The sequence below is a fragment of the Evtepia gabavorous genome (genome assembly GCF_003425665.1).
Lineage (GTDB): Bacteria > Bacillota > Clostridia > Oscillospirales > Oscillospiraceae > Evtepia > Evtepia gabavorous.
Genome location: NZ_QQRQ01000001.1, coordinates 121,152 through 141,262 on the forward strand (window position 1 = coordinate 121,152; position 20,111 = coordinate 141,262).

The window sequence follows — 20,111 nt, forward strand, 5'->3', positions numbered from 1 at the left end:
CGGCAATAAACCGAAAGCGGAAAACGCTGGGTCCTGTATAGCAGGGCCCAGCGTTTTTTAGATCGGTCAGGGAGTTATGCGGTGTATTTCCCACCACTGGCTTTATGAAATAAAAGACTCAGACCTTCCAGGGCTTTGTTCAGCAGCCAGATGACAGAGGGAATCAGTAGAATAAATACCGTGAGAACCAAAATACCGCCGAAGGACAGCGGAGACAGAGAGAAGAGACCGGGGATGACTGCGATGATGAAGAGCAAAGCAAGGATTAGTCCCCCCATCATGCCCAGATGGAGCCGGTTGACAGGCTTGGCCACCCGCCAGACCATAAAGAATCCCACGATGGTGACCAGCAGTGCGGTGATGGTGGAAATTTCGTTGTTGCTGATTTGGAAAGCTTGCTGGAAAAGAAGTACAAAAATGATGATAAACAAATCTGTAAACGCCGCCGGAAGAGCCCGGACGATGGCGTTGCGGAGAAATTTTCCACTGACCAAATTTTCGTTGGGCTCCAGAGCTAGGATCAGGGAGGGGATACCAATGGAAAGCAGACTCATCAGTGTCAGCTGCGACGGAGAGAGGGGATAGGAGAACACAGCGGTAATGGAGATCACAGCCAAGATCAGGGAGAAAATATTTTTCACCAGATACAAGGAGGCCGCCCGTTCAATGTTGTTGATGACCCGGCGCCCTTCCGCCACCACAGAGGGCATGGAGGAGAAGTCAGAGTTCATGAGAACCAGATCGGAAATCTGGGCGGCCACGTCACTGCCTGAGGCCATGGCCACGCTGCAATCGGCTTCCTTCAGGGCCAGCACGTCGTTGACACCGTCACCGGTCATGGCCACCGTGTGCTTGTTGCTTTGCAGGGCCTGGATCAGAAGCTTTTTCTGATTGGGCTTCACCCGGCCGAAGACGTTGTACTCCTCGCAGGCGGCTTCGATGTCCTCATAGGTCTCCAGGGTGGAGGCATCCACGTAGCGGTCCGCACCCTCAATCCCGGCCTCCCGGGCAGCTGCGGAAACGGTGACAGGGTTGTCCCCGGAGATGACTTTCACGGTGACGCCCTGCGCGTGGAAGTAGGCAAAGGTCTCTTTGGCATTTTCCCGCACTGGGTTGCGCAGCAAAACGAAAGCCAGAGGCAGAGGAGAGGAGATACCCCGTCCGTTGGGGCCAGGCTGGCAGGCGGCAAAGAGCAGTACCCGGCTGCCGTCGGCCATGGCTTCCTCAGCCACGGAGCGGTAGGGAGCGTAGCCCTCAGCACCCAAAATAAACTCCGGCGCCCCTAACACATAGCTCTCTTGGCCGCCGTAAGATACCGCGCTGTACTTGGTCTCCGAGGAAAACCCCAGCACCTGCAGAGCCTTTCGGGCGGTGTCAGAGCGCAGGGATTTTTGCAGGGCCTGCATAGTCTCATTGTCGGGTTCCATGTTGGAAACAAAGTCCGACAAAAGCTTTTCCAGCTGTGCCTCCGTGACCTGGGTGGCCAGAGGGAGCATGCCGCAGTATGCCATCTCCGGTTGGGTGATGGTTCCTGTTTTGTCCACACACAGCACGTCGACCCGGGCCAGCGTTTCCGTGCATTTGAGGTCCTGTACTAAGGTGTTCTGGGCGGCCAGGCGAAGAACGCTGGCGGCCAGCGCCAGGCTGACCATCAGATATAGCCCCTCTGGGATCATTCCGATGACTGCGGCGGCGGTGGTCTCAACCCCTTCTTTGAGGGAGAGGCCCAACAGAGAGGTTTGCCGATAGAAGAGCATCCCGCCGATGGGGACAATGAGGATGCCGATGGCAATCAGCAGCCGGTTGAGAGAGCGCATCATGCCGGGGAGATGATTTTTTTTGGATTTCTTGGCCTCATTGGTCAGCTGGGAGGCGTAGGAATCTGCCCCCACGTGAGTAAGAATGGCGTAGCATTTTCCAGAGACGACAAAGCTCCCAGACAGAAGCTCGCTGCCCACGCCCTTGGAAATTTCGTCGGACTCTCCTGTGATCAGGGATTCGTTGACCTGCACGGAGCCGGAAACCACCTTGGCATCGGCGGCAATCTGATTGCCTGCGGATAGAACCACCAAGTCATCCTTCACCAGATCGGCGGTGGGGATGGTGGTGACTTTGCTGTCCCGAATGACCTGGGCCCGGGGGGCGGAGAGAAGAGAGAGGGCGTCCAATTTCTTTTTTGCATGGAGCTCCTGGATGATGCCGATGGCGGTATTCGCGGCGACCACCAGCAGGAAGATCAATTCTCCAAAAGAGCCAACGGCAATCAAAAAGCCGGCAATGATGAAAAAAATCAGATTGAAAAAAGAGAACAAATTTTCCAGTACAATCCGCTTCACCGACTTGGTGGGGGACTCCGGCGGGGTGTTGACCTGACCGGCTTGGATTCGTGCCCTGACCTGGGACGCTGTCAGACCAAGGGGACTTTGGCCGGCGGGTTGGTGCAATGACGGCATACGCACGCCTCCGATTTCTGGGAGATTTCTGATGCGAAAAACCGGAGGCCCGGGGGCATAGATCCCATGGGGCCTCCGGTTTTTGCAACCAAAGGTAGTATACTATTTTTCGTCAAAAATAACAACGAATAGATTGTAAACAATTCCCGGTTACTTTCCCACAGCCACCTTGCCGCAGGTTGCACAGTTGTGAGAGCAGTCCCACAGATGCTCGGCGGTGGGAGCCCAGTTCTCCGCGTAACTGTCGCATTTGGCGCACAGATCATCCACGTCTTCCAGGGCGGTTACGTCACTGGGGTGTGCCCCGGATTTGTGGACCATTTCCCGCAGTTTTTCCGGATTCTCCAGCATGGGGCAGGGCCGCAGATGGTTTTCATTGAACGGTTGACCATCGTGGTATGCCATGAACAGGGGAGAGCACAGTGCTTCCAGCAGAGTCTTTTCCCGGATGTTGGAATCGGAATAATGAATGAACACGCAGGGATCGCAGTCACCGTTGGCGTTGATGTGGAGGTAACGGCGGCCGCCGGCGATACATCCGCCTACATACTCGCCGTCGTTCTGGAAGTCCAGCATGAAGATGGGCTTCTTTCCCCGGAGCTCCCGAATCTGGTGATACATATATTCTCTCTGTTCCGGCGAGGGGAGCAGTTCCGGCACCGCATCCTTGCCCACAGGCATGTAGTGGAAGTACCAGACAAAATAAGCGCCCCATTCCACCAACTGGTCCACATAAGCCTCTGTGCTGACGTCTTTGATATTGGCGCTGGTGTAGCAAGTGGAGATGCCGAAAGGCAGACGATTGCGCTTAAGCAGATTCATGGCGTTAACGGCTCGTTGATATGTGCCATTGCCCCGACGGGAGTCCGTCGCTTCTTCAAAGCCTTCCACACTGATAACAGGCACAAAATTCTTTACTTTCAGCATGTTCTGTGCAAACTCTTCGTCGATCAGAGTTCCGTTGGTAAAGCACATAAAGATGGCGTCAGAATGCTTTTCGCAGAGCTTAATCAGGTCTTTTTTCCGCACCAGGGGTTCACCGCCGGTGTAGATATAGAAGTAAGTGCCCATTTCCTTACCCTGGCGAATGATATCATCAATTTCATCATAGGACAGGTTCAACTTGTTGCCGTACTCTGCGGCCCAACATCCCTTGCAATGAAGGTTGCAGGCAGAGGTGGGGTCCAGCAGGATGGCCCAGGGCACGTTGCAGTTGTACTTGGTGCGGTACTCGTCCTGCTTTTTCCAGCCGGTGATGCTGGCGTTGAGGAAAAGGTTGGACAATAAGGTCTCGGTAAAGCCCAGATCCATTTCAGTCATCATACGAAGCACCAGCTTGTGGGCGGTGGAGTCTTCGTTGTTGATGGCGTCACGGATGGCCTGGCGCTGACGGGGGAAGGACTGGGGACCGTCACCCGCGAATTTGTCCACCATGTCCATTACATGGGTTAAGTTTTTGATGGGGTCCTTTTCAATGTAGGAAAAGGCCTGACTCAATGCGAATTTTTTGATGCTGTCGCCTAACATAATAAATTTCCTCCCTTATGTGCGATATCAAGAAAGCTCCGACCAAAATAAGAATAGAGTGGAAAGCAAGAATCAAAAGCGGTCAGTGTATATCATAGTACGTTCTGTTGCATTTTGCAAGCGTCAACCCATACAAATAGTGAGAATACCATGAAAATAAGCCAGACCATTTTGATCGGAGGAGAGGCAGGAAAAGCCTGTCGCTTATTATAGGACTTTATTTTTTATTTTGCAAGTGTTTTTTACAAAAGTAGTTACATAAATGGAAAAATGGAGTTTGCAATCCATATTTTTCCAAATAATTGAAAATGAGCGCGTGTTATGTTACAATACAAAATCTGAGCATATGAGGAGAGGGGGGCGGGAAGGGACGGTTAAATCGTTGTTTACCGGTTCCCAAAAGAATCGGCAACGGAAGGTTGAAAGCGTAATAAAGGCCAAAGAGACATGAGTAACATGGCCATTTTATGAGATTTTATCCACGAAAAAGAAATATTTCTTTACAGTCTGAGCAAATAGGAGGGATAGACATGTTTCAGGGATTTTCCCAGCAGACCAATGACTTTCTCTGGGGGATACGCTTTAACAATGAGCGGTCTTGGTTTGAGGCGCATAAGCAGGAATACCTGGACTACGTACAAAGCCCCCTGCGCCAGCTGGCCCAGGAGGTCTATGCACGGTTTTCTGCGGCCCATGAGGAACTGCCTTTGATGGTGCGGGTCAGCCGCATCTATCGGGATGCCCGCCGGCTCTATGGCCGTGGGCCCTATAAAAGCCATCTGTGGTTTTCCCTGCGGATGTCCGGGGAGAACTGGGCGGAGCAGCCGGTGTTCTGGTTTGAAATTTATCCAGCCGGCTATGCCTATGGTCTTGGTATCTATGAGGCCCGGCCGGCTCTCATGGCAAAGTTTCGTAAGGCAATGGACGAACATCCCGAGGATATGCTGCCGTTGGCAAACGCCTTTCAGAGGCAAACCCGGTTCCGGCTGGGAGCAGAGGAATACAAGCGCCCCAAAGGCACCGCACAGCCCCCTTTGGACCAGTGGTACAATCGCAAAAACCTGGATCTTACCTGTGACCGGGAGATTGATGACCTTCTCTACAGCCGGGCGTTGGTGGATGAACTGCTGCAGGCTTATGAGGCGCTGATGCCCTATTACCGCTATTTCTCCAGGATTTGCAGCCAAGGGGAATGAGAGCTACTTTTTTAAGATGCGGAACCAATTATGGTGGTAATCGATGATCCCTTCCCGGCGCATATTGGACAGTTCTCTGGACAGAGCACTGCGGTCAGCGCCTAAAAAATTGGCCATACTGGCCCGGTCAAAGGGAACGGTAAAGGAATCGCCCTGGGCAGCGGCGTATTGGGAGAGAAAGGTGGTCAGCTTCATCCGCAGGGTGTTGCGGGAGAGAATCTGAATTCGCTGGTTCATGTGCAGCGTCCGGGTGGCCAGGGCGGAAATGAAGCGGTTGGACAGGGCCCAGTCCAAGGGACGAAATGGTGGCATCGGCGCTTTGATCCGGTTGGGACTCATCCAGAGAATTTCCGATTCCGTGACGGCGCAGATGTAAATGGGAGCGTCGGTCCCCAAGAAGCAATAGGCCTCTCCAAAGAGCCCCCCTGCGCCCACACTGTTCATGATGATGTGGTGTCCGTCCATGTCGTCCATATAGACCTGAACGGTTCCGGAGAGAACCAGACCAAAGCGTTCCAAAGGGAAGGAAACGTGGTGGAGAAATTCCCCTTTTTCATAGGTCTTTGTCTTTGCATCAAAGTAGGAGAGTGCGTATGCCTGCTCTTCCGGCGTGAGGCCCTGAAACAGCGGGCATTGTTCCAATTGGGGGTGGTGCATCGTGGTTGCCTCCCTGGGGGATTAGAATAGTGTATGCACCTTATTATAGAAAAAGTCCGTTGCTTTTGCAACGGACTTTTTGGAATTTCAGGCGGCACTGCCGGCAGGGGGACTTCCCGCAGTGTCGTACTTTTCCCCTAAGATGGTGTGGCATCCTTCCAGAGCGTATTCCAGTTTCTGGTAGACAGCGTCAGAGACAGTGGTGGTATTGCCTGCTTTGTACTCTGCTATCGCGGCGTTTACATCCAGAATGATGTAGCGGTCTTGGACATTGGCCCCCCGGTTGAGGACCAGGAGAGGAACGTAATTGATATGGGAGACGGTCGTTTCCCCCGTTGCGGGGTCTTTGGTGAGTTCCAGGTTCAAAATAGCAGTGGTATCGGTATAGTTGACATTGACCGTGGCAGGGCTTTGGTTGGAGACAAAGTTTCCCAGGGAATAGCACACCAGACCCGACCGGGTAGAGCCGTCATCCAGCGTGACGGTGCGGGTTTCCAATGGCTGAGGGACATGAGAGTGGCTACCTAAAATCAGATCGGCTCCGTGAGAGATCAAAAAGTCAGCCACTTGCTCCTGATATGCGTTTTGCGTGGTCTGATACTCAATGCCCCAATGGACCATCACAGCGATCAAATCTGTCCCCAGACTTTCTGCGTAAGCCAGCTCCTGCTGCAGCTTTTCCTGGTCCAGGGTGGCGCATGCGCCAGTGTAATCGGTGTTGAACCGATTCAGAGAAAAATCCTTATCCTGAGGAACTGCAATCCCGTTGGTTCCGTAGGTGTATCCCAGAAAAGCCACGGAAATTCCTCCCACGTCCGCTACAATGACACCGTTGTTCTGGGTGAACGCTTCCTGGGTCCGGTAGGTTCCCACGTGTTGGAGCCCCGCCTGGTCCAAAACGTCCAGCGTCCGGGCAAGCCCTTGAAAGCCCTTATCCATGCTGTGATTGTTGGCCGTGGTGACCAGATCGAATCCGATGGTTTTCAGGTCATACGCCAGGGCATCGGGAGCACAGAACTGGGGATACCCTGAGTAAGGGGGACCATTGAGGGTGGTTTCGAAGTTGGCCACGGCATAGTCCGCGGCTTCGATCCAGGAGGAGACGGACTGAAAGCAGGGGAGATAGCTGTATGTGTCCGTGGCAGCGTCATAGGCGTCGTTGGTCTGGGGAGAGTGGCTCATAATGTCCCCGCAGACTGCCAAGGTAGCGGTAATAGGTTCCTTGTTGTCCTGGGAGGCTGTGCTGCCAGCGGGGGCGGCGTTTTGTCGAAGCCCTAAAAAGATGAAAATAACGCAGAGAAGAACGAGGATCAAAGCTGAAAAAAGCAGTTTTTTCTTCATGTGACTTCCTTTCATTCTGAGAAGCCCCCTGCTCGATGACACAGGCGGAGTAAACGTGGCATTTGTTGCCACCAGACAGGATGGGAACAATCAACAGGGAGCGGTCAGGTGCGGTAGAGTGCGGCAGCGGCTGTCCCCACAGGAAGGGCATTGTCACCCTGCCAGAGTGTGACGTGAAGGCCCAAAGTGTCTCGCAGATAGGCTTGGACCTGTGCTTCAAAGATGGCCATGAGGGGAGGCGCAGAGAAGGCGCTTCCCTGGAGGGACAAACAGACCGGTGCGTTGGCGTCCCGTCCGCCGCCAATGAATTGGATGACAGCGGCCAGATTCGCGCAGACCAGACGGGCTGCTCGTTCCAGGGCGGCCTGAGCAACAACCAGGGCCACCTCTCGGTCCTCTGGCTCCCGGCAGAAATGAGCCAGGGTCCCTCCTGCCTGGGGATCGGCCATGAATTGCAGCACCGTCTCCAGGTCCAGTTGGGTAAGAGAGAGGATATCCCGACTGCACCCAAAGGAAAGGAGCTTCCGTTCCGCAGCCTTGATCATGACCAGACGGAAGATCTCCCCCAGATAGTCAGTGGAGACCATTTTCAAATATAGGTCCAGACCAGGGGCATAGCAGTCTCTGTCTTTGCTGTAATCCACCAGGCCAAAGGGGACGCACTGGGCCTGGGAGAATCCCCCGGTAAAGAGGGTCAGATCCCCCGGAATCCCCGGCCAGCGGAGCACAATGCTGCCTGGGGCGACAAAACCCACATCAATGCTGCTCCCCCAAGTCACCCCCAAGTACCGGCCTTGCCCCGGATTTTGCACCCCCGCTGCCAAAAGGACAGCGTCTGATTCATTGATGAGGGTCATAGGAGGAATGGGGCAGCCACGGCTCTGCAATTCCTCCCGCAGGGAAGCCAGCACCGGTTTTTCAGAGAAACCGTGGATGGTCATGGAGCCGGGGAAACGGGAAATGGTGCCGTCCCCCTTGCCGTCATAGACCACGGGGAAGGGGAGACAGAGGGCCAGCCCCTGTGCCCGGTCCAGAAGGGGCTGCGTCAGTTCCCCAATGGCATAGATCAGGTCCTCCCAAGGCGCAGGATATTCCCGGCCGGGGATAGGAAAACGATCCTGGTCCGAGAAGTGAGCCTCGCCGTGGGAGAAGGTGACCAGAGAAACGCGGATTTCCTGATCGTCCAGTTCGGCGACAGCGATAGGTTTGTTTTCAGTGAGGGTCCCAAAAGGCGGCAAGAAGGTGGGGAACATCGGGATGGAAGCGACCCCGCCATAGAGAGAGATCCGCATTTGAGAGAGAAAAAGTTGGGTTAGGGTAGACCCATCCAGCGTATCTGGGGTCATGCTGTTGGCCCGAAGAAGGTTGGTCAATTGTTGCTGGACAGCTGCATTCATAGAAAAGCCTCCTCAGGGGTGGGAAGATGAAAGCTTCCCGTGAAAATATCAATAGATAAGGATAGTATACCATGTTTTCCCGAAAGATAAAGAGCAAAAGACAAAAAAAGAGACCGGAAAAACCCGGTCTCTTTTTTATAGATTCCTCCTATGTTGGAAGAATTATTTGTACATAGCCTTGTGATACAGGGCCTCAACATCCTTCACGGTGGTGATTCTGGGGTTAACCATGACGTTGCCGCTCTTCATGGCGTCAACAGCCATCTGAGGAATCTTGTCCTCGGTCACACCCACGTCGGCCAGGCAAGCGGGGATGCCCAGGTCATTGTTCAGCTGACGCAGAGCGTCGCAGAGCATCTGGGGCACGAAGTCGGGGCCGGCTTCCTTACCAGTGATGTACTGATAAATGTTGGCATAGCGCTCGTCAGCAGCCAGAGCGTTGAACTCGAAGATGGTGGGCATCAGAACGGCGTTGGCCACACCGTGTGCAACATGGAAGAAAGCGGACACGGGGTGAGACATAGCGTGGATGTCACCCAGACGGTTGTTGGCGAAAGCGATACCGGCAAAGGTGGAGCCCAGCATCATGGCACAGGCAGCATCGGGATCGTTGCGGCGTGCGACGAACTTGCGGATGTTGCCGCCGATGAGCTCCATAGCCTTCTCACCCATTGCCATGGCGAAGGGGTTGGCATCGGTGTTGATGTAGGATTCCATGGCGTGGATCAGAGCGTCAACGCCGCAGGCAGCAGCCACGGAAGCGGGAGCGGTCATGATGAGCTCGGGATCCAGAACGGCATAGGTGGGAGAAATCTCGGGGCCCAGGACGGACAGCTTGTAGTTACGAGCTTCGTCGGTGATAACAGCGGCCACGGTGACCTCGGAGCCGGTACCAGCGGTGGTGGGCACAGCGATCAGGGTGTCGATGGGGCCGGGCACCTTGCCGACGCCTTCATAGTCACCGATGGTGCCGCCGAACTTAGCAACAACGCCCACAGCCTTGGCAACGTCCATGGGGGAGCCGCCGCCCAGAGCGATGATGGCGGTGCAGCCAGCAGCCTTGTACTGTGCGGCACACTCATCCACGATGGTGGTGGTGGGGTTGGGCAGAACATCCAGGTACTCGCTGTACTTCAGGTTGGCACCCTTGATGATCTCACGGACTTTGTCCACAACACCGATGGCTTCCAGGCCACGGTCGGAGATCAGCATAACATTGTCGGAACCGGCAGCTTTCAGGAAGTCAGGCAGCTTCTTCAGCGCGCCCATACCGAACTGGCAGTTCTGAGGGATGATGAAACCAAAATCTTTAATCATAGGGAATCGCATCCTTTCCAAGTAACTCAAATGTGTTTATACGGTTTAACCACAAAGAATGGCTAAACTGTTGACAGCTTTAGTATACCATTGATAAAGGGTGCTGGCAAGTTGTTAGCCGATGAAAATATGCAACAAGAATAGAAAGCATTTTTTGGGCACAATGTATACTTGACAAAAAGAATAAAGGAAAAGAATTGGAGAAAAGATGCTATCCCCGTCGTTTTGCAAAAAAGTGTCCAGATGAACAGAGGGATAACAGCAAAAAAACTCTGTCCGCTTGCCTTGAGAAGGGACAGAGAAGAAAAAAGCGCACACAGCGCACAATTTTAGAAAGCCCCGCTCTGGCCGTGGGGACCCAATTAAAACCTGCACGAGATGGCAGGTGGGTTGCCTCCGCGGTGCTTCGTTGCTTCCAACTTCCAGCCGAGGCTGGGAGGCCTGCAGTTCACACAGCGAGTGAGCGTCCCGTTTCAAAAATGTGGGTTTAAAAGGGTCCAGTTCCACGCACCGAGCAGGGCGTCCTTGCTCCATGATAACAACAACTGATGCAGAGAAAGGGAGTTATTCCGGGGCCTCTTCCTCTTCGGCGAAGAGCTCTTTCATGAATTCGTTGTAGACCGCGTCAATCTCTTCGTCACTGTCCAGAGTGGAAAGGATTTCCTCTCCGTTTTCCTGGATTGCTTTGAGAATCACCAGGCCCATTTCTTCCTCGTTCTGGGCTTCTTCCCCATCCTGGACAGCGGGGAAAAAGGCCAGATAGGTCTGCCCCTGAAACTCGATGGTGTCCAGATGCTCCAGTTCGAACTCGTTGCCTTCCTCGTCGGTTACGGTGATAAAATTTGCGCCGTATTCTTCGCTCATGAAATATTCTCCTTTGCTTATCTGCCTGTATTGTACCTTGTGAAAATGAAAAAAGCAAGCCCAAAGGGGAGAAAAGTTTCAGTAAAGTTTCCTCAAAAACCTGCCCTCTCACGGATAGACAAATTGGAATCCTGTGGTATAATACATAAAATAGGCACGGTTCACAATCATTGCACGACAGAAACAGACGCCTTTTTCGGAAGTGCGTCGCGCTTTTCATCATAACGATCGAATTCGGAGGTGTCAATTTGGACTATCATCGTGAGACACGCCCCTCCCGTGACCGGCGGGATCCTGGAGATCCCCGCAATCGGCAGGGGAAAAATGCCAAACGAAAACGAAAAAAGCATGGGAAGACCTTTAAGGTTGTCATGACCATCGTGCTGATTTTTGTCATCACGGCTGCCATGCTGCTCTGTATGGCGGCGGCCTATATTAAGAATGTGATTATTCCCAATGCGGGCCTGGAGATGACGGCTTATGACTTAAACCTGACCAGTACGATTCTATGTAAAGACCCGGAAACAGGTGCCTATAAAGTGACCCAAAACCTTTATGGAGCTGAGAACCGTGTTTGGGTGGACATCGAGGAGATTCCCAAGAATCTTCAGAATGCCGCCGTGGCCATTGAGGACAAGCGTTTTTATAAGCACAACGGCGTGGACTGGGTCCGGACGGCGAAGGCCGTATCCTTGATGTTTACTGGCAAGGACATCCAGGGCGGGTCCACCCTCACCCAGCAGCTGATTAAAAACATGACCAGCGACAATGAGGTGACCGTCAAGCGAAAGATCATGGAGATTTTCCGCGCCTTGGAGTTTGAGAAAAAGTACAGCAAGGAAGATATTTTGGAGGCGTACCTCAATTACATTTATCTGGGGCAGGGATGCAACGGGGTGTATACCGCCTCGTACACCTATTTTGGCAAGCACGTTTCGGAGCTTTCTCTGGCGGAATGTGCCAGCCTGATCGGGATTACCAACAACCCCTCGAAGTATGATCCCCTGGGTACCCTGGAAGTGAAAGATGAGGAGACAGGAGAGGTTAAGACCTCCCGTGACTTCAACAAAGAGCGCCAGGAGACCATTCTGAACGCTATGCTGGAGCAGAAGTATATCACCCAAGAGGAGTACGATGCTGCCGTGGCGGAGGAGCTTGTCTTCAACGAGGATGGGCAAAACGAAGGAGAGGTACAGACCAACAGCACCATCTATTCCTGGTATGAGGACCAGGTCATCAACGACGTGATTGAGGACCTAATGGAGACTTATAACTGGTCTGAGCAGTATGCCAAAGACAAGGTGTTCTCCGGCGGTTTGGAAATCTATTCCTGTATGAAGCCCGAGGTCCAGGCTGCGGTGGACAAGGTCTATCAGGACCAAAACAACCTGAATGTGACCTCCAGCAGCGGACAAAAGCTCCAATCGGCCATCACCATTGTGGACAATGAGACCGGTGAGGTGGTGGCCATGGCCGGCGGCATGGGAGAAAAAACCGCCAGCCGGAGCCTGAACCGGGCCACCAGCAGTAAGCGTCCGCCGGGCTCCTCCATTAAGCCCCTGGCGGTTTATGCCCCGGCCATTGAGTTGGGGAAGGTGACCCCTGCCACCATGGTGGAGGATAGCCCTTATGGGAAAGTTGACGGGCGAGATTGGCCTGTGAACGCCACTGGCGTGTACCAAGGCAACGTCTCCGTGGCGAAGGCGGTGCAGGAGTCTATCAACACGGTGGCCGTCAAGGTGCTGGATATGGTGGGGACAGAGACCAGCTTTAACTTCATGCAGGATAAGTTCCACATTAAGCTCATCAAGTCCCTGACCAAGGGGGGAACGACCTATACAGATATTGGCCTGGCGCAGCTGGCACTGGGAGGCCTGACGGAAGGTGTCAGCACCTACGAGATGGCAGCGGCATATTCGGTATTCCCCCGCCAGGGCACTTACGTTGAGCCGAAAACCTATACCATGGTCATCGACAACAACAAACAAGTGCTGCTGCGCAACGAGTCCGAACCAGAAAAGGATGTCCTTTCCCAGCGCACCACCTATTATATGACAGAGATGCTGCAGCGGGTTGTGACCGGCGGCAGCGGCGCCACCGGCAAGGCAGCCAACTTTACTGGTCAGGATATTGCAGGCAAGACGGGTACGACCACATCCCGGAAGGACCTGTGGTTTGTGGGATATACGCCCTATTATACTGCTGCGGTCTGGACGGGCTATGACCGGCAGGAACGTTTGTCCAGCCACTTGGGCAATCCCTCCACAACATTGTGGCGGCAGGTGATGTCTGAGGTTCACAAGACGCTGCCCTATAAGGAGTTTGCACAGCCGGATGCCTCGAGTCTGAAGACGGTGACCTATTGTCTGTCCAGCGGCATGCTGCCCGGCCCCGCCTGCGGCGGCCATTTGGCGACGGGTACGTTCTTCGCAGAAGATGTGCCTACGGGAACCTGTACCTATCATAAGGTTCAGAAGCCTGCGGACACAAATGGAAGCAATGGTTCCGATGGGAACGGCTCCAGCACAGATCCCGGCGACAATACAACAGATCCCGGAACCGATCCCGGCGGGGGCACGACAGATCCCGGCGGCGGCACCACACCGGAAACACCGCCGGCGGAGGGGGGCGGAACAGAGACCACGCCCCGGCGCCGACGCATGGCAGCGGCCGGCTGATCTGCGGAAAGAGAGCGGACCCTGATGTTTCAGGGTCCGCTTTTGCTTGATCTGACTGAAATCAGGAGAAAGGAAGGAGAAAAACTGTCGTCCAGACAAATACTTTGGGTTGCCATACACGGACAGATGTGATAGAATATCCCTCGCACGAATCAAAATGACGATCGAATGGGAACGGAGGCGAATCATGTCAAAGGCGCCAAACTATTACATTGTAGACGCGGAGGCTCTTCCGGAAATTTTCCGCAAAGTGGTGGATGCCCGGCGAATGCTGGATACCGGAGAAGCTGAGACGGTGAACCAAGCGGTTCAGCTGGCCGGGATCAGCCGCAGCGCCTTCTATAAGTATAAAGACGCGGTCCGGCCCTTTCAGGATATGCTCCATGGCCGGATCGTCACCTTCCAGATCATGCTGAAGGATGAGCCTGGAATCCTCTCCCATGTGCTCAATCTGTTCGCGGGGTCCGGGGCCAACATTTTAACCATCAATCAGGGCATCCCCATCAACGGATGCGCGGTGGTGACGGTCAACGCAGAGACCTCTGGCCTGGAAGGGAGCCTGCAGGAGCTTCTGGCCCGCCTCAACGGGGCGGAAGGCGTCCTCCGGGGTGAGATTTTGGCGGGGTGACCGCCGGCAGCATGGGATGATCAGATCAAAAAAGGATGGGATAGAAAATATGGTAAACGTAGCAATTTTAGGCTTCGGCGTGGTGGGTTCCGGTGTAGCGGAAGTGCTTACTGGCAATGGCGCCGGGATCAGCAAGAAAGCGGATGAATTGATCTCATTAAAATATGTACTGGATGTGCGGGATTTTCCGGACAGCCCTTTTGCCGCTTGCTTTGTCAAGGATTTCTCTGTCATTGAGCAGGATCCTGAGGTCAATGTGGTGGTGGAGACCATTGGCGGTGTGGGCGCTGCCCTGGATTTTACAGAACGGGCATTAAAAGCGGGAAAAAGCGTCGTTACATCCAATAAAGAGTTGGTGGCCACCCACGGACGCCGCCTGCTGGAACTGGCGGCAGAGCATCAGGCGGTCTATCTGTTTGAAGCCAGTGTTGGAGGAGGTATTCCGATCCTGCGCCCCTTGAGTGAGTGCATGGCAGCCAACGATATTTTGGAAATCTGCGGCATTCTCAACGGCACGGCCAACTACATTTTCACCCGGATGGTGCAGGATGGCATTCCCTTTGCGCAGGCTCTCAAGGGGGCGCAGGCCAATGGCTATGCAGAGCAGAATCCCGCTGCTGATGTGGAGGGGCAGGATACCTGTCGCAAGCTCTGTATTCTATCTTCCATCGCTTTTGGCTGGCACCTGCTGCCGGAACAAGTGCCTACCACAGGTATTACCAGCATTACCCTGGCTGACGAGGCCTATGCAGATGCCTGCCAGCGGCGGATTAAACTTTTGGGCCGGGCCATTGCCAGGGAGGATGGTACCGTCTGTGCCTATGTGGAGCCCCATTTTATCAGTCTGCAAAATCCCCTGGCCGGTGTGGACGATGTCTTTAACGCCATTTTGGTCAAAGGGGATGCCACGGGAGATGTGATGTTCTATGGACGGGGAGCGGGAAAACTTCCCACCGCCAGCGCCGTGGTGGCCGACGTCATTGCCGCTGCCCGTCAGCTGGAGCGAGCCAGCTACCGGCCTTGGCAGCCCAACCGCCCGTCCAGCGTGGTCTCTTCTGACCAGCTGGCCAGCCAGTGGTATGTCCGATTGGCGGAGGGCACCTGTTCTGGAGAGCGTCTGACCATTTCCGGCGGGAAGGAAGGGGAGAGCGGCTGGATCACGCCTGCAATGACCCGTCCACAGCTGGACCAGATGTTGGAAGGTAAGCAGGTGCTGGCAGTGATTCGGGTGCTGGATTGACCTTTTTCGTCCCTGCAACATAAGATGAAGGGACAACATATTAAAATAAAAACAATCTCGTTCCCCCTGACGCGGCGGTCCGTGTCGGGTGACAGGAGGTATGTGAGATGGGACTGATTGTACAAAAATTTGGCGGCACCTCCGTGGCCAATGCGGAGCGGTTGCGCAATGTGGCGCAGATCATTGCCGACACCTATCGCCAGGGCAACCGGGTGGTGGCTGTGCTATCCGCGCAAGGTGACACCACAGATGACCTGATTGAGAAGGCACGGGAGATTAACCCCAATGCCTCCCGGCGGGAGATGGATATGCTTTTGTCCACAGGGGAGCAGATTTCCTGCGCCCTCTGCGCCATGGCCATTGAGACGATGGGACTGCCGGTGGTTTCTCTGACTGGCTGGCAGGCGGGCATTCAGACCAACAGCAGTTACAGCAGTGCGCGGATCAAGAAGATCAATGTGGAGCGTGTCCAGTCTGAACTGGACCGGAGCCACTCCATTGTCATTGTGACGGGCTTCCAAGGGATCAACAAGTATGGAGATGTGACCACCTTGGGCCGAGGGGGATCGGATACCTCCGCTGTGGCATTGGCCGCGGCGCTGAAGGCGGACCTGTGCCAGATTTACACCGACGTGGATGGGATTTACACTGCGGACCCCCGGCATGTGACTGGGGCGCGGAAGTTAGAGGAGATCACCTTTGACGAGATGCTGGAACTGGCCAGCTTGGGTGCGCAGGTGCTCCATAACCGTTCTGTGGAACTGGCAAAAAAGTATCAGGTGAATTTGGAAGTGCTGTCCAGCTTTGAGAAAAAGCCGGGCACGAAAGTCAAGGAGGTTGCGAAGCAAATGGAAAAGACCCAGATCAGTGGTGTGGCAAAAGACAAGAACGTAGCCCGTTTGGCGCTGGTGGGGGTGGAAGATAAGCCCGGAATCGCCTACAAGGTCTTCTCCCTGCTGGGGCAGCAGAATATCAATGTTGACATCATCCTGCAGTCCATCGGACGGAATGAAACCCAGGATATCAGCTTTACCGTCCGCCGCAGTGACGTGGATCAGGCAGTTGCCCTGCTGGAGGAACACAAGGCCAGCCTGGCATTTGACCACATCGACGTGGATAAGAGTGTGGTCAAGGTGTCCATTGTGGGGGCCGGTATGGTGGACAATGCCGGTGTAGCGGCTAAAATGTTTGGTGCGTTGTACGATGCGGATATTAATATCCACATGATTTCCACCAGTGAGATTAAAGTTTCCGTCCTGCTGGATGAGGTGGATGCCAATCATGCAGTGCAGGCAATTCACGACAAGTTCTTTGGCGAATAACGTTGGAAATGGAAGAAATTTGGGGAGCCGGGCAGCAGAACCGGCTCCCGGCAAAGCTCCCCTGTCATATTTAGGCGAAACAACCAAATTCCAGGGAGAAGCAGGAAAAAATTTTTTTTGATGCGATACTTTCCCGGCTTGTAATTTGAAAAAACCTTTGTTATAATACACACCGTAATGTACTGGAAGGGCGTAAATTTGTACTCTTCCGGCGAAACGTCTGCCACCGGAGGCGACTTCGGGTCGGCGTTTATCTGGCAGAGCGGTTTGGAATTTTTTCCGGTGGAAACGGGGATTGTCATGCGATGATTCTGAGGTTTCACGGGGGAGAGAGCGGCCGGCCATGCCAAAATAAAACAAATCAAAAATAGGGGGAAATCAGAAATGAACATACTTGTTTGCATTAAACAAGTGCCGGACACGACCATTATCAAAATTGATCCCGAGACCAACACCCTGATGCGTGAAGGCGTTCCCGCCATTGTCAGCCCCTTCGATGCTTATGCACTCGAAGCTGCTGCCCGTATTAAGGACAAGGATAAGGATACCAAGATCGTCGTCCTGTCCATGGGTCCCGAGCAGGCTCTGGCCGCTCTGAAGGAGTGCCTGTCTGTCGGCGGCGACAAGGCTTATCTGGTCTCTGACCGTGCTTGCGGCGGTTCCGATACCCTGGCCACTGGTTACATTCTGTCCAAGGCTAAGGAGAAGATTGAGGAGCTGGAAGGCATCAAGTTCGATATGCTCATGTTCGGTAAGCAGGCTATCGACGGCGATACCGCGCAGGTTGGCCCCCAGGTCGCTGAGGATCTGGACATTCCCCAGGTTACTTACGCTTGGGAAGTTTGGCCCACCGAGGATGGCAAGAGCGTGCGCGTGAAGAAGGAGCTGGAGGAAGGCTTCGAGATTCTCGAGATGGCTTGCCCCTGCGCTGTGACCGTGACCAAGCCTGACTATGAGCCCCGCTTCCCCACCATCAAGTCCAAGATGGCAGCCAACAAGGCTAAGATCCCCGTTCTGAGTGCTGCTGACTGCGGCCTGGACGTGGAGAGATCCGGCCTGAAGGGTTCTCCCACCAAGGTTAAGAAGAGCTTCACTCCTCCTCGTAAGGAAGGCGGCCTGAAGATCAAGGAAGAGACTCCGGAAGAGTCCGCAAAGAAGCTGTACGACCTGCTCAAGGACAAGGGCATTATCTAATAGAGGGGAGGACAAAGAACAATGTTACAGACAAGCTATGAAGCAAAGACCAAGGACGTATGGGTCTTTATTGAAACCAAAGATGGTAAGGCAAGAAATGTCGGCCTGGAGCTGCTGAATCCCGGCCGTCGCCTGGCTGGCATCCAGGGCGGCAAGGCGGTTGCTCTGGTCATCGGCCACAACTGCGAGGACGCTGTGAAGGAAGCCATTGCACACGGTGCTGACAAGGTTCTTCTGGTGGACAACGAGGTGTATGGCCACTACAGCACCGACGCTTACACCGCCGCTATCGTACACTGCGTTGAGGCGGACTGCCCCACCACCATTCTGATGGGTGCATCCCCCCTGGGCCGTGACCTGGGCCCCCGTGTGGCTGGCCGTCTGAAGACCGGTCTGACCGCTGACTGTACTTCTCTGGACATCGACGAGGCCACCGGCAAGGTTGCTTGGACCCGTCCCGCGTTCGGCGGCAACCTGATGGCCACCATTCTGTGCCCCTTCACTTTCCCCCAGATCGGCACCTGCCGTCCTGGCGTGAATAAGAAGCTGGAGGCTGATTACTCCCGCACCGCTGAGGTGGAGAAGGTTGATTTTGTCTTCCCCGCTGATAAGATCCGCATTAAGCTGATCGAGACCATCGCTGAGGAAGGCGAGAAGGTAGACCTGGAAGGCGCTGAGATCATCGTCTCCGGCGGCCGTGGCCTGGGCGGTCCCGAGGGCTTCGAGACCACCATTAAGCCTCTGGCTGACGCACTGGGCGGCGTGGTTGGTTCTTCCCGTGCCGCTGTTGACGCTGGCTGGATTCCCCACTCCCATCAGGTTGGCCAGACCGGTAAGACCGTTGGCCCCAAGCTGTATGTCGCCTGCGGTATCTCCGGCGCAATCCAGCACCTGGCTGGCATGGGCTCCTCTGACTTCATCGTCTGCATCAACAAGGACCCCGAGGCTCCCATCTTCGGCGTGGCTGACCTGGGTGTTATCGGCAACCTGTATGATGTCTGCCCTGCACTGACCAAGCTGATTCTGGCGGACAAGGACTAATTTGTTAGCAAAAAAAATTTAAATATACCTTGTGGGGCGCTCTCCTTTCGGAGGGCGTCCTCCAGGGGAAAGAAAGGAAAAATTATGGATTTCAAACTGAACGAGATGGAGCAGGAAATTCTCGACATGCTCCACGACTTCTGCCTGAAGGAAGTCAAGCCCATCGCTGCTGAACTGGACGAGAAGGAAGAGTTCACCCAGAACGCCCGCGAGAAGCTGGCTGAAATGGGCATGCTGGGTACTTACATCCCCGAGGAGTACGGCGGCGCTGGTCTGTCCTACCTGACCTACATCGTCTGCTGCGAGGAGCTGGCTAAGTACTGCGCTTCCACCTCCATCATGTTCTCCGTTCACGGTTCTCTGTGCTCCTGGCCCATCCTGGAGTTCGGTACCGAGGAGCAGAAGCAGAAGTACCTGGTTCCCCTGGCACAGGGCGAGAAGCTGGGTGCTATGGGTCTGACCGAGCCCGGCGCTGGCACCGATGCCAACGGCGTTCGCACCACCGCTGTGCTGAAGGGTGACAAGTACATCCTGAATGGCACCAAGATCTTCATCACCAACGGCTATTATGCTGACACCTATGTGGTCTTTGCCCGTACCAACCCCGATCTGAGCGTGGGCCACAAGGGTCTGTCCGCTTTCATCGTGGAGAAGGGCTTCAAGGGCTTCAGCTTCGGCACCAAGGAGAAGAAGATGGGTATCCGTGCTTCTGCTACCTATGAGCTGGTCTTCGATGACTGCGAGGTCCCCGCTGAGAACCTGCTGGGCAAGGAAGGCGAAGGCTTCAAGATCGCTATGATGCTGCTGGACGGCGGCCGTATCGGTGTTGCTGCACAGGCTCTGGGTATTGCACAGGGCGCCATTGACGAGTGCATTCCTTACCTGAAGAACCGCAAGCAGTTCGGCAAGCCTCTGTCTGCTTTCCAGAACACCCAGTTCGAGCTGGCTGATATGCAGACCAAGGTGGACGCTGCTCGTCTGCTGATCTATCGTGCTGCTATGGCCAAGCAGAACCACGAGCCTTACAGCCACCTGGCTGCTATGGGCAAGATGTTCGCTGCTGATGTGGCTTCTGACGTGACCCGTCGTGTTGTTCAGCTGGTCGGCGGCTGCGGCTACACCCGTGAGTATCCCTTCGAGAGAATGATGCGTGATGCTAAGATCACCGAGATCTATGAGGGTACCACCGAAGTTCAGAAGATGGTCGTTTCCGGCTGGATGCTGAAGTAATCAAACGATTCTTTCGATGTGATCGT

At 54.5% G+C, this 20,111-nt stretch carries 15 protein-coding genes and 1 other RNA gene; 8 read left to right on the forward strand and 8 right to left on the reverse strand.

Annotation, left to right across the window (positions count from 1 at the left end):
* Positions 1 to 74: 74 nt before the first annotated feature.
* Positions 75 to 2,453, reverse strand: coding sequence for a cation-translocating P-type ATPase (locus tag DV520_RS00555; RefSeq protein ID WP_021919999.1), 2,379 nt, complete (start codon positions 2,451 to 2,453; stop codon positions 75 to 77).
* A gap of 150 nt (positions 2,454 to 2,603) precedes the next feature.
* Positions 2,604 to 3,983 carry a radical SAM/SPASM domain-containing protein gene (locus DV520_RS00560; RefSeq protein ID WP_117141441.1) on the reverse strand — a complete coding sequence of 460 codons (1,380 nt, stop codon included), beginning with the start codon at positions 3,981 to 3,983 and terminating at the stop codon, positions 2,604 to 2,606.
* Positions 3,984 to 4,510: 527 nt separating this feature from the next.
* On the opposite strand from DV520_RS00560, the gene DV520_RS00565 reads away from it, so the two are divergent.
* Positions 4,511 to 5,176, forward strand: coding sequence for a DUF2461 domain-containing protein (locus DV520_RS00565; protein ID WP_117141442.1), 666 nt, complete (start codon positions 4,511 to 4,513; stop codon positions 5,174 to 5,176).
* Between the two features lie 3 nt (positions 5,177 to 5,179).
* Here the strand turns inward: DV520_RS00565 and DV520_RS00570 are convergent, their stop codons facing one another.
* The 6 genes from DV520_RS00570 to DV520_RS00595 form a co-directional block, all read right to left on the reverse strand.
* On the reverse strand, positions 5,180 to 5,833 hold the full coding sequence (locus DV520_RS00570; protein ID WP_117141443.1) for a Crp/Fnr family transcriptional regulator: 654 nt from the start codon (positions 5,831 to 5,833) through the stop codon (positions 5,180 to 5,182).
* Positions 5,834 to 5,920: 87 nt separating this feature from the next.
* Positions 5,921 to 7,174, reverse strand: a complete 1,254-nt coding sequence (locus tag DV520_RS00575; RefSeq protein ID WP_021919995.1) for a CapA family protein — start codon at positions 7,172 to 7,174, stop codon at positions 5,921 to 5,923.
* A gap of 104 nt (positions 7,175 to 7,278) precedes the next feature.
* A complete protein-coding gene (locus DV520_RS00580; protein WP_021919994.1) occupies positions 7,279 to 8,571 on the reverse strand; it encodes a hexokinase family protein in 1,293 nt (430 codons plus the stop codon).
* A 162-nt stretch (positions 8,572 to 8,733) separates the two neighbouring features.
* A complete protein-coding gene (locus tag DV520_RS00585; RefSeq protein ID WP_021919993.1) occupies positions 8,734 to 9,888 on the reverse strand; it encodes an iron-containing alcohol dehydrogenase in 1,155 nt (384 codons plus the stop codon).
* A 332-nt stretch (positions 9,889 to 10,220) separates the two neighbouring features.
* Positions 10,221 to 10,412: non-coding RNA, 6S RNA (gene ssrS / locus DV520_RS00590), on the reverse strand.
* Between the two features lie 40 nt (positions 10,413 to 10,452).
* Entirely contained in the window at positions 10,453 to 10,752 is a 300-nt protein-coding gene (locus DV520_RS00595) for a DUF1292 domain-containing protein (RefSeq protein WP_021919992.1), read from the reverse strand.
* A gap of 248 nt (positions 10,753 to 11,000) precedes the next feature.
* Between DV520_RS00595 and DV520_RS00600 the strand changes: the two genes are divergently transcribed.
* From DV520_RS00600 to DV520_RS00630, 7 genes are all read left to right on the forward strand, one after another.
* Positions 11,001 to 13,430 (forward strand): transglycosylase domain-containing protein, encoded by a 2,430-nt coding sequence (locus DV520_RS00600; protein WP_117141445.1) that lies wholly within the window; start codon positions 11,001 to 11,003, stop codon positions 13,428 to 13,430.
* A 187-nt stretch (positions 13,431 to 13,617) separates the two neighbouring features.
* Positions 13,618 to 14,058, forward strand: coding sequence for an ACT domain-containing protein (locus DV520_RS00605; protein ID WP_021919990.1), 441 nt, complete (start codon positions 13,618 to 13,620; stop codon positions 14,056 to 14,058).
* A 49-nt stretch (positions 14,059 to 14,107) separates the two neighbouring features.
* Positions 14,108 to 15,298, forward strand: coding sequence for a homoserine dehydrogenase (locus DV520_RS00610; protein ID WP_021919989.1), 1,191 nt, complete (start codon positions 14,108 to 14,110; stop codon positions 15,296 to 15,298).
* Between the two features lie 107 nt (positions 15,299 to 15,405).
* Complete coding sequence (locus tag DV520_RS00615) at positions 15,406 to 16,620, forward strand: aspartate kinase (RefSeq protein ID WP_021919988.1); 1,215 nt, start codon at positions 15,406 to 15,408, stop codon at positions 16,618 to 16,620.
* A 384-nt stretch (positions 16,621 to 17,004) separates the two neighbouring features.
* Positions 17,005 to 17,814, forward strand: coding sequence for an electron transfer flavoprotein subunit beta/FixA family protein (locus DV520_RS00620; protein WP_021919987.1), 810 nt, complete (start codon positions 17,005 to 17,007; stop codon positions 17,812 to 17,814).
* A gap of 21 nt (positions 17,815 to 17,835) precedes the next feature.
* Entirely contained in the window at positions 17,836 to 18,855 is a 1,020-nt protein-coding gene (locus DV520_RS00625; RefSeq protein WP_021919986.1) for an electron transfer flavoprotein subunit alpha/FixB family protein, read from the forward strand.
* An 84-nt stretch (positions 18,856 to 18,939) separates the two neighbouring features.
* On the forward strand, positions 18,940 to 20,085 hold the full coding sequence (locus tag DV520_RS00630) for an acyl-CoA dehydrogenase (RefSeq protein ID WP_021919985.1): 1,146 nt from the start codon (positions 18,940 to 18,942) through the stop codon (positions 20,083 to 20,085).
* Positions 20,086 to 20,111: the final 26 nt, after the last annotated feature.

Excerpts from the sequence above, each read along its gene's own strand:
- DV520_RS00555 (WP_021919999.1), bottom strand. The coding sequence starts at position 2,453 with ATGCCGTCATTGCACCAACCCGCCGGCCAAAGTCCCCTTGGTCTGACA.
- DV520_RS00565 (WP_117141442.1), top strand. The coding sequence starts at position 4,511 with ATGTTTCAGGGATTTTCCCAGCAGACCAATGACTTTCTCTGGGGGATA.
- DV520_RS00575 (WP_021919995.1), bottom strand. The coding sequence starts at position 7,174 with ATGAAGAAAAAACTGCTTTTTTCAGCTTTGATCCTCGTTCTTCTCTGC.
- DV520_RS00605 (WP_021919990.1), top strand. The coding sequence starts at position 13,618 with ATGTCAAAGGCGCCAAACTATTACATTGTAGACGCGGAGGCTCTTCCG.
- DV520_RS00585 (WP_021919993.1), bottom strand. The coding sequence starts at position 9,888 with ATGATTAAAGATTTTGGTTTCATCATCCCTCAGAACTGCCAGTTCGGT.
- DV520_RS00630 (WP_021919985.1), top strand. The coding sequence starts at position 18,940 with ATGGATTTCAAACTGAACGAGATGGAGCAGGAAATTCTCGACATGCTC.
- DV520_RS00580 (WP_021919994.1), bottom strand. The coding sequence starts at position 8,571 with ATGAATGCAGCTGTCCAGCAACAATTGACCAACCTTCTTCGGGCCAAC.
- DV520_RS00620 (WP_021919987.1), top strand. The coding sequence starts at position 17,005 with ATGAACATACTTGTTTGCATTAAACAAGTGCCGGACACGACCATTATC.
- DV520_RS00615 (WP_021919988.1), top strand. The coding sequence starts at position 15,406 with ATGGGACTGATTGTACAAAAATTTGGCGGCACCTCCGTGGCCAATGCG.
- DV520_RS00570 (WP_117141443.1), bottom strand. The coding sequence starts at position 5,833 with ATGCACCACCCCCAATTGGAACAATGCCCGCTGTTTCAGGGCCTCACG.
- DV520_RS00610 (WP_021919989.1), top strand. The coding sequence starts at position 14,108 with ATGGTAAACGTAGCAATTTTAGGCTTCGGCGTGGTGGGTTCCGGTGTA.
- DV520_RS00625 (WP_021919986.1), top strand. The coding sequence starts at position 17,836 with ATGTTACAGACAAGCTATGAAGCAAAGACCAAGGACGTATGGGTCTTT.
- DV520_RS00595 (WP_021919992.1), bottom strand. The coding sequence starts at position 10,752 with ATGAGCGAAGAATACGGCGCAAATTTTATCACCGTAACCGACGAGGAA.